This window comes from Pannonibacter sp. I15F10I1, assembly GCF_900185665.1.
Lineage (GTDB): Bacteria > Pseudomonadota > Alphaproteobacteria > Rhizobiales > Stappiaceae > Pannonibacter > Pannonibacter indicus.
On the sequence record NZ_FYAN01000028.1, the window covers coordinates 319,631 to 333,258 of the forward strand.

14 protein-coding genes are annotated in these 13,628 nt (G+C 64.1%); all 14 read right to left on the minus strand.

The window, feature by feature from the left end:
- Positions 1-91: 91 nt before the first annotated feature.
- Positions 92-1,264 (minus strand): methionine adenosyltransferase, encoded by a 1,173-nt coding sequence (gene metK, locus IF10I1_RS20070; protein ID WP_186391536.1) that lies wholly within the window; start codon positions 1,262-1,264, stop codon positions 92-94.
- A gap of 221 nt (positions 1,265-1,485) precedes the next feature.
- Positions 1,486-1,893, minus strand: coding sequence for a helix-turn-helix domain-containing protein (locus tag IF10I1_RS20075; protein ID WP_019963782.1), 408 nt, complete (start codon positions 1,891-1,893; stop codon positions 1,486-1,488).
- A gap of 205 nt (positions 1,894-2,098) precedes the next feature.
- Complete coding sequence (lnt, locus tag IF10I1_RS20080) at positions 2,099-3,715, minus strand: apolipoprotein N-acyltransferase (protein ID WP_186391537.1); 1,617 nt, start codon at positions 3,713-3,715, stop codon at positions 2,099-2,101.
- 151 nt (positions 3,716-3,866) lie between these two features.
- Positions 3,867-4,991: a transporter associated domain-containing protein gene (locus tag IF10I1_RS20085; RefSeq protein ID WP_208977095.1), complete on the minus strand. Its 1,125-nt coding sequence runs from the start codon at positions 4,989-4,991 to the stop codon at positions 3,867-3,869.
- Between the two features lie 41 nt (positions 4,992-5,032).
- Positions 5,033-5,575 carry an rRNA maturation RNase YbeY gene (gene ybeY, locus IF10I1_RS20090; RefSeq protein WP_186391538.1) on the minus strand — a complete coding sequence of 181 codons (543 nt, stop codon included), beginning with the start codon at positions 5,573-5,575 and terminating at the stop codon, positions 5,033-5,035.
- Between the two features lie 5 nt (positions 5,576-5,580).
- Positions 5,581-6,609 carry a PhoH family protein gene (locus IF10I1_RS20095; RefSeq protein ID WP_050473467.1) on the minus strand — a complete coding sequence of 343 codons (1,029 nt, stop codon included), beginning with the start codon at positions 6,607-6,609 and terminating at the stop codon, positions 5,581-5,583.
- Positions 6,610-6,664: 55 nt separating this feature from the next.
- On the minus strand, positions 6,665-8,065 hold the full coding sequence (gene miaB / locus IF10I1_RS20100) for a tRNA (N6-isopentenyl adenosine(37)-C2)-methylthiotransferase MiaB (protein ID WP_208977107.1): 1,401 nt from the start codon (positions 8,063-8,065) through the stop codon (positions 6,665-6,667).
- A 291-nt stretch (positions 8,066-8,356) separates the two neighbouring features.
- On the minus strand, positions 8,357-9,193 hold the full coding sequence (locus IF10I1_RS20105; RefSeq protein WP_186414893.1) for a 1-acyl-sn-glycerol-3-phosphate acyltransferase: 837 nt from the start codon (positions 9,191-9,193) through the stop codon (positions 8,357-8,359).
- The gene (locus IF10I1_RS20110; RefSeq protein WP_123193310.1) at positions 9,180-9,632 is read right to left on the minus strand and encodes a Fur family transcriptional regulator; all 453 of its coding nucleotides are present in this window, start codon (positions 9,630-9,632) and stop codon (positions 9,180-9,182) included. The genes IF10I1_RS20105 and IF10I1_RS20110 overlap by 14 nt, the downstream gene beginning before the upstream one ends.
- A gap of 41 nt (positions 9,633-9,673) precedes the next feature.
- The gene (gene rimI / locus IF10I1_RS20115; protein ID WP_050473464.1) at positions 9,674-10,162 is read right to left on the minus strand and encodes a ribosomal protein S18-alanine N-acetyltransferase; all 489 of its coding nucleotides are present in this window, start codon (positions 10,160-10,162) and stop codon (positions 9,674-9,676) included.
- On the minus strand, positions 10,159-10,839 hold the full coding sequence (gene tsaB / locus IF10I1_RS20120) for a tRNA (adenosine(37)-N6)-threonylcarbamoyltransferase complex dimerization subunit type 1 TsaB (RefSeq protein WP_186414894.1): 681 nt from the start codon (positions 10,837-10,839) through the stop codon (positions 10,159-10,161). Before tsaB ends, rimI begins: the two co-directional genes overlap by 4 nt.
- 146 nt (positions 10,840-10,985) lie before the next feature.
- Positions 10,986-11,549, minus strand: a complete 564-nt coding sequence (locus IF10I1_RS20125; RefSeq protein WP_186414895.1) for a NifU family protein — start codon at positions 11,547-11,549, stop codon at positions 10,986-10,988.
- Positions 11,550-11,715: 166 nt separating this feature from the next.
- Positions 11,716-12,210 (minus strand): universal stress protein, encoded by a 495-nt coding sequence (locus tag IF10I1_RS20130; RefSeq protein ID WP_019963771.1) that lies wholly within the window; start codon positions 12,208-12,210, stop codon positions 11,716-11,718.
- Between the two features lie 93 nt (positions 12,211-12,303).
- Positions 12,304-13,608: an ATP-dependent protease ATPase subunit HslU gene (gene hslU / locus IF10I1_RS20135; protein ID WP_186414896.1), complete on the minus strand. Its 1,305-nt coding sequence runs from the start codon at positions 13,606-13,608 to the stop codon at positions 12,304-12,306.
- Positions 13,609-13,628: the final 20 nt, after the last annotated feature.

Below are 13,628 nucleotides of genomic sequence, written 5' to 3' on the forward strand. Positions count from 1 at the left end.
ATGGCTGGGCGCTTCAGGAAACGCGCCCCCGGATAGGAAACGCCGGCCGCCATCGGGCAGCCGGCGCTCCGGTTCATGAAGACGGGCTGCCTCAGCCGGCAAAGCCCTTGAGCGCGCCCACCAGATCGGTGGCTTCCCAGGAGAAGCCGCCATCGGCTTCCGGCGCACGGCCGAAGTGGCCGTAAGCGGCGGTGCGCTCATAGATCGGGGCATTGAGCTTCAGGTGCTGGCGGATGCCGCGCGGGGTGAGGCTCATGATGTCGCGCAGGCCCTTTTCGAGTCTGGCTTCATCGCAGCGGCCGGTGCCATGCAGGTCGACATAGACCGACAGCGGCTCGGACACGCCGATGGCGTAGGACAGCTGGATGGTGCAGCGGTCGGCAAGGTCGGCGGCCACGACGTTCTTGGCGAGGTAGCGCGCGGCATAGGCGGCCGAACGGTCCACCTTGGTCGGGTCCTTGCCGGAGAAGGCGCCGCCGCCATGGGGCGCTGCACCGCCGTAGGTGTCGACGATGATCTTGCGGCCGGTCAGGCCGCAGTCGCCGTCCGGACCGCCGATGACGAAGGCACCGGTCGGGTTCACGTGCCATGCGGTCTGCTCGTCGATCCAGCCATCCGGCAGGGCGCTGCGGATGTAGGGCTCGACGATGGTGCGCACATCGCGCGAGGTGAGCGTGGCATCGAGATGCTGGGTCGACAGCACGATGGAGCTGACGCCAACCGGAACGCCGCCCTTGTAGCGGACGGTCACCTGGCTCTTGGCATCAGGCCCCAGCACCGGCTCGCGGCCCGACTTGCGGGCTTCGGCGAGCAGGCGGAGAATCTTGTGGGAGTAGTAGATCGGCGCGGGCATCAGCTCCGGCGTCTCGCGGCAGGCATAGCCGAACATGATGCCCTGGTCGCCTGCGCCTTCGTCCTTGTTGTCGTCGGCGTCAACGCCCTGGGCGATATGGGCGGACTGGGCGTGCAGGTACACGGAGATGTCGCAGTTTTCCCAGTGGAAGCCTTCCTGGGCGTAGCCGATATCCTTGACGGCCAGGCGCGCCAGATGGGCCACGTAATCCTTGGTGATGGTCGCAGGACCACGGGTTTCACCGGCAATCACGATGCGGTTCGTGGTTGCAAGGGTCTCGCAGGCAACGCGTGCCTCGGGCATTTCACGCAGGTAAGCGTCAACGACGGCATCGGAAATGCGGTCGCACACCTTGTCGGGATGACCTTCCGAGACGGACTCGGAGGTGAAGAGATAGTCCTGACGGGCCATAGCCGAACGTCCTTCTGGGAAAATATGAACATGGCGGCGGAATTTCTCCGCCGCCAAGTCAAGTGATGAAGCAGATTGGCCAGCGAGCGTCAAGTTCCCTCGCCGTTGAAGATCATGTGACGCTGCATCCCGGTGAGCCTGTTTCTCCGGAGCGTTATCAAACCCTTATGCCGTCTCAGCATCTTCGAGGCGTGATGCAACAGTATCTTCAAAGCCTTGTGTCAGGCCTCGTCGCCGGCAAGCGCGCGGACCAGATCGACGATCTTGCGGCGCACCTTGGGGTCCTCGATCCGCACAAAGGCCTTGTTCAGGGACAGGCCTTCGGAGGAGGAGAGGAAGTCGACCACATAGGAGGTCGGCTGCGACTCGCCAAAGCCTTCGAAGTCGTCCGGCGAACCGGGGGCGTCCTCGAAGAAGAAGGCAACCGGCACCTTGAGCACGGTCGAGATGTGCTGCAGGCGCGAGGCACCGATGCGGTTGGTGCCTTTTTCGTATTTCTGGATCTGCTGGAACGTGATGCCGAGGCTCTCACCGAGCTTCTCCTGGCTCATGCCAAGCATCATGCGGCGCAGACGGACGCGGCTGCCGACATGCACGTCGATCGGGTTAGGTGCTTTCTTGCTGGGCATTGCCCTCATCTTTCGGTTCAGCGTGTCCTCCGGCCAGAAGGTGCACGCGGGTTTTCAAGAACACGAAACACACGTTGAGCTGCCATCCTGGCGCTTCGGGTGCGGACCGGACCACCCACTGCCGGCCCTCTGTTTCGCGGTTTCCACTGCTCCTCCGGAAGCTGCGGTTGTACTACACTATGCTGACGGACTCTCTCATTCAATATCAATTATGACGCGAAGGCAGGTTGAGGCTCGCTAAAGTAAAAAATGTAGTAAAAATGATCAGGAGTCCGGCCAGTCCCGCATCGCCATACCGGGCATAAAGCGTTGCCGGCAACGGAGCGGTGAGGTGTGCGTCAATCACGCCGGACCGGTTGAGGGCAAGGGACCCTGTTACCCGGCCATATGGATCGACAAAAGCTGATATACCTGTATTGGCAGATCTGACAAGGGGTAATCCCTGCTCAATGGCCCGGAACCGGGCTTGCGCCAGATGCTGATAGGGTCCTGCCGTATCGCCGAACCAGGCATCATTGGTGACATTGAGCAGCCACTCCGGCCGGTTTCCGGCCTCTGACGCCATTTGCGGAAAGATCGCCTCGTAGCAGATCAGGGGCAGAAAGGGGGGCAGTCCGCCCGTCGCCATGACGCGGGGTGCGTAGCCGGCGGTGAAGGCGCCAGGGGCATTGACCAGCTTGCGGATACCCAGCCGTTCGAGCAGGTCCGACAGGGGGAGATACTCTCCGAAGGGCACGAGCCGGACCTTGTCATAGGCGTCCAGAATCTCGCTGCCGTCGCCAATGACGTAGATGCTGTTGTAATATTTGGTTTCGTCAGGTCCTCTTTCGGCGCGGATTGCGCCTGTAACAAGTGTCTGATGCGGCTCCAGAAGAGAATCTATCTCGGATAAAGCTTCAGGAGAACTTGTCAGAAGAAAAGGAAATGCAGATTCGGGCCAGACAAAGACCGTGCGCGTGGTGCTGGCCATTTCATCATTTCTGGCAGATCGGCTCAACCCAAGATAGCTTCTGAAAATCGAAACTTTATTCTCGGGAAGCCATTTCTCTTTTTGCGCGATATTGGGTTGTATTATGCGGATGACGGCCGGAGGCTGCGCCAGCACGGCTGGTTCTGCAAGCCTAGCCGTGCCCCAGCCCCACAGCCCGGCGAGCAGTGCCAGGCTCAGGCCCAGCGGCAGCCAGTTGCGGCGCCCGGTATCGGCAAGGGCCGCCGGTGCGGTTGCACAGGCGATGACAAGGGCGCTCAGCCCGTAGATGCCGATGAGACTGGCGCTCTGGGACAGGGCGAGGCTGCCGGACACACTGTAGCCAAAGCTGTTCCAGGGAAATCCGGTCAGGATATGGCCGCGGAGCCAGTCCGAAATGGCCAGAAGCCCCGCAAGCAGCAGCATGCGGCCCGCATGTTCGGGCCAGAAGCGGGTGGCCAGTGCAATGGCCACAGCATGAAACAGCGCCAGCCCGGCCGGAAGACCCGCAATGGCAAAGGGCAGCATCCAGGCATATTGCTCGGCTTCCACCAGAAAGGCGCTGCCGATCCACCACAGGCCGGCAAGGAAATAGCCAAAGCCGAAGCACCAGCCAATGGCAAAGCCGGCCCGCATCCGCCGTCCGGGGGGAACGCTGTCCTTTGCGCCCGCCGCACCGTCGATCAGCCACACGAGAGCCGGCAGGGTGACAAAGAGCACGGGGAGAATGTTGAACGGCGGCAGGGCCAGAACCGACGCTGCGCCTGCGGCAAAGGCCAGAAGCCACCGTCTCTTGCCGTGCGCCAGAAGGAAGGGGCTGGCGGCGCGCCGTATCAGGTCTGGCAGGAAGGGCATTGTCATATTTCTCCGCCGCTTACGGCCTGCAGCATGTGGGAGGCGTCAGAGCGCAGGTCAAGCCTCCGGAAGCAGCCTTTGAGCTGGCAAGCCCGCGCGGCGGCCGGGCAACCTGAAGGCATCATGAGCCAGCGTTTCAAAACCTTGGCATTTACGTGGCCGGAGGCTCCGTGCCTGCTGTCTTATCGTCGCGCTTGGGCCGCCGCCGCTGGTCGCCCGTGCGGACTTCCACCCGGCGCTTGCGCACTCTGAGGCGCTTGATCCGGCGCGGGTCCGCATCCAGCACCTCGAATTCGTAGCCGGTGACCTCCTTGGGGGCGATCAGCTCGCCGCGCACCGGCACCCGGCCGAGCAGGGTGAACAGCAGGCCGCCCAGCGTGTCCACTTCCTCGGCCATTTCCCCAGCGTTGAAGTCGGTGCCCAGCTGTTCGGACAGTTCTTCCAGCGGAATGCGGGGATCGGCAATCCAGACGCCGTCCCCGGCCGGCTGAAGCATTGCCTCTTCGTCCTCGTCGTGCTCGTCCTCGATATCGCCGACGACTGTTTCGACGATATCCTCCAGCGAGACGAGACCGTCCGTGCCGCCATATTCATCGATGACCAGCGCCATCTGCACGCGGCTCGCCTGCATCTTGGCCATCAGGTCGGTTGCCGGCATGGAGGGAGGCACAAACAGAAGCGGACGCAGCAGGCCGGTCTCGGCGAGCGTCAGCGTCAGATCGACCGAGGTCAGATCGAGGGCGGAATTCTTCGCTGGCAGATCGGTGTCTTTTGCGGCCCCGGCCCCGGCCTCGGACGACGGCGTGGCAAGACGGGCGATGAAGGCCATGAGGTCCTTGATGTGAACCATGCCGCGCGGGTCATCAAGGCTCTCGTGATAGATTGGCATGCGGGAGTGGCCATTCTCGCGGAACACCTCCATGAGGCGGCCCAGGGTCACGCTATCATCCACCGCCTCGATATCCGCGCGGGGGACCATCACGTCATCGACGCGCAGCTCGCGCAGGCGAAGGATGTTGCCGAGCAGCAGCCGCTCTTCCGGCGAGAACGCCGTATCCCCGCCTTCAACCAGTTCGCGGGCCAGTTCATCCTGGAGATTTTCCCGCAGGCTCGACGCGCTGCTGCGCCGCAGCCGTGCCAGGCGCCCGGCAATCCGGGCCAGAGGCCCCGGTTTTCGGGGCCCGGATAGTCGTGGGTCGGCGCCGTCTTCCTGAACCGGCACGGAAGCCGGACTGGCCGCAGGCGTTGCGATACTGCCACTGTCAGAAACTGTCATCTGTCCATTCGTTCGTTGTCCCTGCTGTCACCCTTGCGGGGTCAGGGCTCCTGCGGGTCGTCCGCCACAAGCGGCGCATCCGCATAAGGGTCGGCAATGCCCATGCTGGCAAGGATCCGCCGCTCCAGATCTTCCATCTCTTCGGCTTCGGCCTCCATCTGGTGATCATACCCGAAAAGGTGAAGGAGTCCGTGCACTACAAGATGCAAAAAATGATCCTGAAACGAAATAGCCTGCTCTTCAGCCTCCTTCGAGACTGTTTCCAGCGCAAATACGATATCACCAAGCAGAGGGCCGTAAAGCCCGTTCATCTCTTCCCCGCCGGGGAAGGAGAGAACATTCGTGGCCTTGTCCTTGTTCCGCCACTCGGCGTTGAGCTCGCGGATGCGCGCATCATCGACGAAAAGGAGCGACAGTTCGGAGCCGGGCATGGCCTTGAGCCCGCCAATGCGGAAGGCGGCTTCCGCAGCGCGCAGGCTCAGGGCCTCCAGTTCGTCTTCTTCCGGCCAGCCATCACATTCGATGCTGAGGTCCAGCAGGAAATCTTCCGGCAGGCCGCTGGCGGCCGCAGAGGCAGGGGGCACAGGGCTTACTCCTGCTGCTGCGCGGCGGCAGCGCGCAGGGCATGCCGGCGCTCCCGCTCCTGCAGCTCTTCGCGGCTGGCGTCGTCATAGGCACGCACGATGCGGGCCACCAGCTCGTGGCGTACCACGTCCACATCGGTGAACTGCACGTGGGCAACACCCTCGATGTCCGGCAGCAGTTCCAGCGCCTCGCGCAGGCCCGACTTCTGGCCCATGGGCAAGTCGATCTGGCTGGGGTCGCCGGTGACGATCATCTTGGAGTTCTCGCCCAGACGGGTGAGGAACATCTTCATCTGCATCGTCGTGGTGTTCTGCGCCTCATCCAGCAGCACGACGGCATTGGAGAGCGTGCGCCCGCGCATGAAGGCGAGCGGCGCCACTTCGATCATGCCGGACTGCAGGCCGCGATCGACCTTTTCCGGCGGCATCATCTCGTAGAGCGCGTCATAGAGCGGGCGCAGATAGGGATCGACCTTCTCCTTCATGTCACCCGGCAGGAAGCCGAGGCGCTCGCCCGCTTCCACGGCCGGGCGGGAGAGGATCAGCCGCGAGGCATCACCGCGCTCGATCAGGGCAGCGGCATAGGCCACCGCAAGGAAGGTCTTGCCCGTACCGGCAGGGCCGGTGCCGAAAATCAGATCGGCGCGGTCCATGGAGCGGATATAGGCGTCCTGTGCTGCCGTGCGGGCGACAACGGTCTTCTTGCGGGTCGAGATCTGCGCGAAGGAAAGGCGCGAGCGCGGCTCCAGCGTCGGCAGCGGCAGCTGGGCATCGGCGGCCACCGCCATGCGCAGCGCGCCTTCCACGTCGGCCGGGTGGATTTCGTGGCCCTGCTGCAGGCGCTGGTAAAGTGATTCGAGGGCGTGGCGTGCCTGCACGCACTGGCGGTGCTTGCCCTTCAGCGTCACCTGATTGCCGCGGGCGATGGCATCGACGCCAAGGCGCTGCTCGATCAGGGCGAGGTTCTGATCAAACTGGCCGAAAAGGTCACCAATCAGCCTGTTGTCTTCGAACGCAAGGACAATGTGGGTCATGTCAGAGGCGGGGACTGCTCCCCGGTCAGAGGGCTTACGAAGCGTTGTCTGGCTGTCACGCGTCAATGGCCGCCTCCTTGGCAGGGCTCGTGGAACTGAGCTGAGCATCAGTGTGCCCTGCAATCAGCCGTCCGAACAGCGAATTGGAGCCCGTGTCGTAAATTTCCACGGTTTGGATTGTGCCGATCAGATCCTGCGGCCCGTCCACCTGCACCGGCTGCAGCCAGGGGGACTTGCCGGTGATCTGGCCGGGCATGCGCCCAACCTTCTCGAACAGCACGTCCATCCGCATGCCGACGCGGGACCGGTTGAAGGCGCGCTGCTGATCGGCGAGCAGCCCCTGCAGCTCGAGCAGCCGGGCGGTCTTCACGTCCTCCGGCACCTGATCTGCCATGGTTGCCCCCGGCGTGCCGGGGCGCTGGCTGTATTTGAAGGAGAAGCAGGCGGCATATTCCACGCGCCGCACCAGATCCAGCGTGTCCGCAAAGTCCTGATCCGTCTCGCCGGGGAAGCCGACGATGAAATCACCCGAAAGCGCCAGACCCGGCGCCGCTTCGCGGATGCGGTCAATCAGGCGGAAATAATCCTCGCGCGTATGGCGGCGGTTCATCGCCGCCAGAATCCGGTCGGAACCTGACTGCACCGGCAGATGCAGATAGGGCATCAGTTCCTTGAGGTCCCGGTGCGCGGCGATCAGTTCGTCATCCATGTCGCGCGGGTGGCTGGTGGTGTAGCGCAGCCGGTCGAGCCCCGGAACTTCCGCAAGGCGCCGCAGCAGATAGCCAAGGCCGAGGGGCTTTCCGTCCGGGCCATCGCCATGCCAGGCGTTGACGTTCTGGCCCAGCAGCGTCACCTCGCGCACGCCCTGCGCGGCCATCTGTTCCGCCTCGCGCAGGATCTGGGCCAGCGGGCGCGACACTTCCGAGCCGCGCGTATAGGGCACGACGCAGAAGGTGCAGAACTTGTCGCAGCCTTCCTGCACGGTCAGGAAGGCAGAAGGCGCCCGCTTCAGGCCCGGCTTTGCCGCTTCCTTCGACAGGTGCTCGAACTTGTCCTCGATCTCGAATTCGGTCTCGACCACGCTTTCCCCGCGTGAGGCGCGGGCGATCAGATCCGGCAGGCGGTGATAGCTCTGCGGGCCGAAGACCATGTCCACGACGGGCGCGCGGCGGGCGATTTCCTGCCCCTCCGCCTGCGCCACGCAGCCGGCAACGCCCACCATCAGCGGCTTGCCGCCGGGGCCGCGCTCGTCCTTCAGCTTGCGGATGCGGCCAAGCTCGGAATAGACCTTCTCGGCAGCCTTTTCGCGGATGTGGCAGGTGTTGAGGATCACCAGATCCGCGTCATCCATGCTGTCCGTGGTGCGGTAGCCCTGCGGGCCCAGCACATCGGCCATGCGGTCGCTGTCATAGACATTCATCTGGCAGCCATAGGTGCGCACGAAGACCTTCTTCATGCCGTCCTGATCACTGCCTTCCGCCCGTCGGCTGACCACAGCCTCGTCAGAGCCTTCGCCGCCCGCCGTCTGGCTGCCATTGGTGTGGGAATGGGCCGGGCTGGCCGGATGCAGTTCACTAGAACGCTGGGTCATGAGCTCCTCACGGCGCCCGGACGGTCAATACCATCACGCGGGCTCGCGCAGATCAGATATACAGGGGCCATGTGACGGTTTGCCGTCACAGGAGAGGTCACCCTCGATTTCCGCCAGCTTTAGCCGCTTTTACCGCCGATGAGAATAGGCGAGGCGTCATTGTGCTGTTTCGCTGGCCGGAACGTCAGCCTCACCGGCCTCCGGATCCAGCGGCTCGCGGCCCGTCAGCCCGGTAATGGTCATGCGCTCCACATCGGCGTGAAGGCGCGCGGTCAGGGCCTTGCGGTCGGTTCCGGGGCTCACTTCAACCGGCTCGCCCCAGGTCAGCTCCACATCGATGGCCCCATTGCAGAACACGCCCCACAGGTGGCCGCCCAGCTCCATGTCGCCATACCAGGCAATGCGTGCACGGGTCCGCCGGTCCAGCGGAATGCCGTGCTGGCGGGCATAGACGATGGACAGCGGCTGCACCTCAACCGGCGCGCCATTTTCCAGCGCCTTGGTGGCTGCGCCCAGCAGGGCCGAGCGGAAAGGCAGAACCCGGTTGCCGTCGTTGGAGGTGCCTTCGGCAAACAGCACCATGGCATCGCCGCTGGCCATGCGTCCGGCAATCTGGCTGGCGACAGCCCCCGTCTCGGTCCGGCGGGTGCGGTTGACGAAAACGGTGCGCTGAAGCTTGGCGAAAAGCCCGAGGATGGGCCAGCCTTCCACTTCCGACTTGGCGATGAAGGACAAGGGCATAACGGCGCCCAGAACGGTGATGTCCACCCAGGACGCATGATTGGCGACGATCAGCAGCGGCCGGTGGGTGGCGGGCTTGCCCTTCTGCGTGATGCGGATGCCGACAAGCCTTGTGGCAATGCGGTGCCACAGATACGGCAGCTGCCGCTGCACCGGATGGCCGGCCTTCATCGCCAGCCACTGCAGCGGAATGAGGATCAGGGAGACGATTGTCAGCAGAAAGATGACGCAGACCGCCTTACTCTGCTGCATCGCTGCCCTCCGGGGCCTTGGGCGCCAGCGGCACGCAGTAAAGCTCCAGCCGGTGGTCCACCAGCCGGTAGCCGAGCCGCTTGGCGATCAGCTCCTGCAGCGCCTCGATTTCCTCGCTGCGGAATTCGATCACCGTGCCGTTGCGCAGGTCGATCAGATGATCGTGATGCTCGTCCGGCACGGTCTCATAGCGTGAGCGCCCGTCGCGGAAATCGTGCCGTTCAATGATGCCGGCATCCTCGAACAGCTTCACGGTGCGGTAGACGGTGGAGATGGAAATGCGGGCATCGAGCGCCGAAGCACGGCGGTAGAGTTCCTCCACATCCGGATGGTCCGTCGCTTCCTCGATCACGGAAGCGATGATGCGGCGCTGCTCCGTCATGCGCATGCCTTTGGCGATGCACTGATCGGCAAGCGAGTTTTGCCGGTCACCGGACATGCCTGACCCCTTCCTTCCGCGTTGAACCCTGTCTTGAGCGATTAGCCAAGATCGGCGCGCATGACAAGCGCAGTCCCGTCTTTCTCGCTCTGCCGGTAATAGCCCTTGCGCTCGCCCACCTGCTGGAACCGGAGGCTCCGGTAAAGATGCAGAGCGGCTTCATTGGCGGCATCCACCTCCAGAAAGACACTGGCGCAGCGCTCGCCATAAAGGCGGAACATCGCTTCCTGCATCAGCCTGCGGGCAACGCCGCGCCCGCGCTGGCGCGGATCCACCGCCAGCGTCAGCACTTCCGCTTCATCGGCCACCTGGCGCATGATGACGAAGCCGACAGGCGCACGCGTGCCATAGGGGCTGGCGCGGCGGGCAAGCAGCATCAGCACGCCATCCTGCGAACGCAGGCGTGCCAGTTCGTCTTCATCCCAGCCATGGGCAAAGGATTTGGCGTGGATATCCGCAAGGCGCGGCAGATCCTCGTCTTCGACGGGCTCAATCACGGGCGGGGCTGACCAGAACCACCAGAAACTCATATCCGCTCGATCCTCCCTTTGAGCTGCGGCTTGGCATCCGGCGGGCGCAGGTAAAGCGGCACCGGCGGCAGGCCGCTGGCCTGTGCCGCCGCTCCGAGCCGCGCCACCGTGGCAATATCCGGCACGCTGGCCGCGCCATGCACCTTCACCCCGGCAAGGCCGCAAGCATCCGCCAAAGCAGGTGCTGCCGAACCGGTCAGCACCATGTCCGGCGTGATGCGGCCCGCCAGATCGTGCCTCAAGGCCACCTCCGGCTCGCCTGCCGGATGGCCCGTTTCATCATAAAAGGCTGCGTAGATTTCGTCTTCGCGGGCTTCCAGCACGGCCAGAACGGGCCGGCCTTCCGCCTCTGCCCGGGCCTCGGCGGCAAGGCCGTCGAGGACGGAAATGCCGATGGCCGGGATCTGCCGCACCAGCGCAAAGCCGCGGGCAACGGACAGGCCGACCCGCAGCCCGGTAAAGCTGCCGGGGCCACAGGTGACGGCGATCCGGTCAATATCCGCAAAGGTGACGCCCGCTTCGCCCATCACCGCCTCGATCATCGGCATCAAGGCTTCCGCATGGCCCCGGCCGATGGCCTCGCTGCGGGACACCAGCGTTTCGCCGCCGTCTGTCAGCGTCAGCACGGCAACCGCGCAATTGGCCTGGGCCGTATCGATGGCAAGCAGTCGGGTCATCGGCTGTCCCGGCCTCCGCAAGGCTTACTGGAGCGGCACCGGACTGGGGTGCGGCTTAAAGAAAATCCGGATGCAGCGGCTGCTGCATCCGGATTGCTGTAGTGGCCCGAACCCCGCTTGTCGAGAGCAGCTTTCGGTGAACCGGCTTACAGAGCGCGGACTTCCTCGACCTCGGGCACGAAATGCCGCAGCAGGTTCTGGATGCCGTGCTTCAGTGTCGCGGTGGAGGAGGGGCAGCCGGCACAGGCGCCGCGCATGGACAGGTAGACGATACCTTTCTTGAAGCCCTTGAAGGTGATGTCGCCGCCGTCCTGCGCCACAGCCGGGCGCACGCGGGTCTCGATCAGGTCCTTGATCACGGTGACGGTCTCTTCGTCGGCGGCGTCGAAGAACTCTTCGCCGTCCACCCCGTCATCCGTATTGCCGCCCATCTGCATCACGGGCTGGCCGGACATGAACTGCTCCATGATCGCGCCCAGGATGGCCGGCTTCATGTGCTGCCAGTCGGTGTCGTCCTTGGTCACGGTGATGAAGTCATGGCCGAAGAACACGGCCGAAACGCCCGGCACGTCGAACAGGCGCTGCGCCAGTGGCGAGGCGGCAGCGTCATGGGCCGAGCGGAAATCATGCGTGCCTTCCGGCAGCACGACACGGCCGGGCAGGAACTTCAGGGTCGAGGGATTCGGGGTTGCCTCGGTCTGGATGAACATGGGTCTGATCCTCAGTCGATCGTCGGGGCAAGGTCTCTTCGACTGGCGGTAACGGCTTGCCGGACGCGCCCCAGATTGGAATCTTTATAAACTACTTAGGTGCGTTTGACCACAGGTCAAGCACATCCGCGCGCGTCCGGCAGAAGAATTGGCGCTTCGTCCGCCCTCATGCAAGGGCGGCGATCTCGTCATCACCCAGATTGCCCGGCACGATGGTGACGGGGATCGGGAAATTGCCGGCTGCCTTGCCGGCGATGGAGGTGACCAGCGGTCCGGGGCCTTCCGAACTCATGCCGGCCGCCAGCACCAGAATGGCGATGTCGTCGTCGGATTCGATCAGCTTGACGATCTCGTCGGACTTGTTGCCCTCACGGATGACCAGTTCCGGCTCGGTGCGGGCCACAGCCCGGGCCCGGCCAGCGGCCCTGGCGAGGGTTTTCTCCGCCTCTTCCTGCGCTTCGGCGCGCATGATGTCCTCGACGCCCAGCCAGTGCTGGAAATCGCCGGGGGCAATGACGAAGAGCAGGGTGACCACGCCGCCCGTGCGGGCGGCGCGTTTTGCGGCGTAAATGATGGCACGGTCGCATTCCGGTGTGTCGTCCACGACCACCAGAAATTTGCGCCTGTGCCCTTCTTCAAAGCTTTTGCGGATCGCTACCATGGCCGCATGCTGCCATCTGGCCCGTCCGCCTGCAAGCGCGGCAAATTGCCGGATCTGTGCATGACGCAAAAGTTGTGATGCATCGCTGCGGCCTCAGAGGATGAAGCGGGACAGATCGACATTCTTCGCCAGTTCACCGATGTTGCTGCGCACGAAGTCCGCCGTGATCTCCACCTTGCTGCCGGACTGGTCCGGCGCGGTGTAGGACACCTCGTCCAGAATGCGCTCCATCACGGTCTGCAGGCGCCGGGCGCCGATGTTTTCGACGCTGGAATTGAGATCGACGGCGATGGTGGCGATCTCGTCAATCGCGTCATCGGCGAAGCTCAACTCCACCCCTTCGGTGCCCAGCAGCGCCACATATTGCTTGATGAGGCTGGCTTCCGGTTCGGTCAGGATGGCGCGGAAATCCTCCTGCGTCAGCGCCTTCAGCTCGACGCGGATCGGCAGGCGGCCCTGCAGCTCCGGCAGAAGATCGGAAGGCTTGGCCACATGGAAGGCGCCGGAGGCGATGAAGAGGATGTGGTCGGTCTTTACCGGCCCGTGCTTGGTGGACACCACCGTGCCCTCGATCAGCGGCAGCAGGTCACGCTGCACGCCCTCGCGCGACACATCCCCGCCGGTGCGGCCATCGCGGGCACAGATCTTGTCGATCTCGTCGAGGAAGACGATGCCGGAATTCTCCACGAGGTTGATGGCCTCGCGCACCACCTTCTCCTCGTCCAGCAGCTTGTCGGACTCCTCGGTGATGAGGATGTCGTGCGATTCCTTCACCGTCACGCGGCGCGGCTTGGTCTGGCCGCCAAGCGCCTTGCCGAGAATATCGGAGATGTTCATCACGCCGACGCTGGCGCCGGGCATGCCGGGCAGCTCGAAGCTGGGCATCTGCGGCTGGGCGCGGACCTGGATCTCGATTTCCTTGTCATCAAGGTCACCCTCGCGCAGCTTCTTGCGGAAGCTGTCACGGGTGGCCGGGCTGGCACTGCTGCCAACGAGGGCATCGAGCACCCGCTCTTCCGCCAGCACATGGGCCTTGGCCTTCACCTCCTCGCGGCGCAGCTCGCGCACCAGCGTGATGCCGGCCTCCACAAGGTCACGGACAATCTGCTCCACATCGCGGCCGACATAGCCGACCTCGGTGAACTTGGTGGCCTCCACCTTGACGAAGGGCGCATTGGCGAGGCGGGCGAGACGGCGGGCAATCTCGGTCTTGCCGACGCCCGTGGGTCCGATCATGAGAATGTTCTTCGGCAGAACCTCCTCGCGCATCGGGCTTTCCAGCTGCTGGCGGCGCCAGCGGTTGCGCAGGGCGATGGCCACGGCGCGCTTGGCATCCTTCTGCCCGACGATGTAGCGGTCGAGCTCGGAGACGATTTCCCGGGGTGAAAAATTGGTCATCGTGTCAGCTTTCAGTCATC

Bases quoted from the DNA above. Each gene is read 5' to 3' on its own strand.
- metK (WP_186391536.1), bottom strand. From the start codon at position 1,264: ATGGCCCGTCAGGACTATCTCTTCACCTCCGAGTCCGTCTCGGAAGGT.
- IF10I1_RS20075 (WP_019963782.1), bottom strand. From the start codon at position 1,893: ATGCCCAGCAAGAAAGCACCTAACCCGATCGACGTGCATGTCGGCAGC.
- lnt (WP_186391537.1), bottom strand. From the start codon at position 3,715: ATGCCCTTCCTGCCAGACCTGATACGGCGCGCCGCCAGCCCCTTCCTT.
- IF10I1_RS20085 (WP_208977095.1), bottom strand. From the start codon at position 4,991: ATGACAGTTTCTGACAGTGGCAGTATCGCAACGCCTGCGGCCAGTCCG.
- IF10I1_RS20095 (WP_050473467.1), bottom strand. From the start codon at position 6,609: ATGACCCACATTGTCCTTGCGTTCGAAGACAACAGGCTGATTGGTGAC.
- miaB (WP_208977107.1), bottom strand. From the start codon at position 8,065: ATGAAGAAGGTCTTCGTGCGCACCTATGGCTGCCAGATGAATGTCTAT.
- IF10I1_RS20105 (WP_186414893.1), bottom strand. From the start codon at position 9,193: ATGCAGCAGAGTAAGGCGGTCTGCGTCATCTTTCTGCTGACAATCGTC.
- IF10I1_RS20110 (WP_123193310.1), bottom strand. From the start codon at position 9,632: ATGTCCGGTGACCGGCAAAACTCGCTTGCCGATCAGTGCATCGCCAAA.
- rimI (WP_050473464.1), bottom strand. From the start codon at position 10,162: ATGAGTTTCTGGTGGTTCTGGTCAGCCCCGCCCGTGATTGAGCCCGTC.
- tsaB (WP_186414894.1), bottom strand. From the start codon at position 10,839: ATGACCCGACTGCTTGCCATCGATACGGCCCAGGCCAATTGCGCGGTT.
- IF10I1_RS20125 (WP_186414895.1), bottom strand. From the start codon at position 11,549: ATGTTCATCCAGACCGAGGCAACCCCGAATCCCTCGACCCTGAAGTTC.
- IF10I1_RS20130 (WP_019963771.1), bottom strand. From the start codon at position 12,210: ATGGTAGCGATCCGCAAAAGCTTTGAAGAAGGGCACAGGCGCAAATTT.
- hslU (WP_186414896.1), bottom strand. From the start codon at position 13,608: ATGACCAATTTTTCACCCCGGGAAATCGTCTCCGAGCTCGACCGCTAC.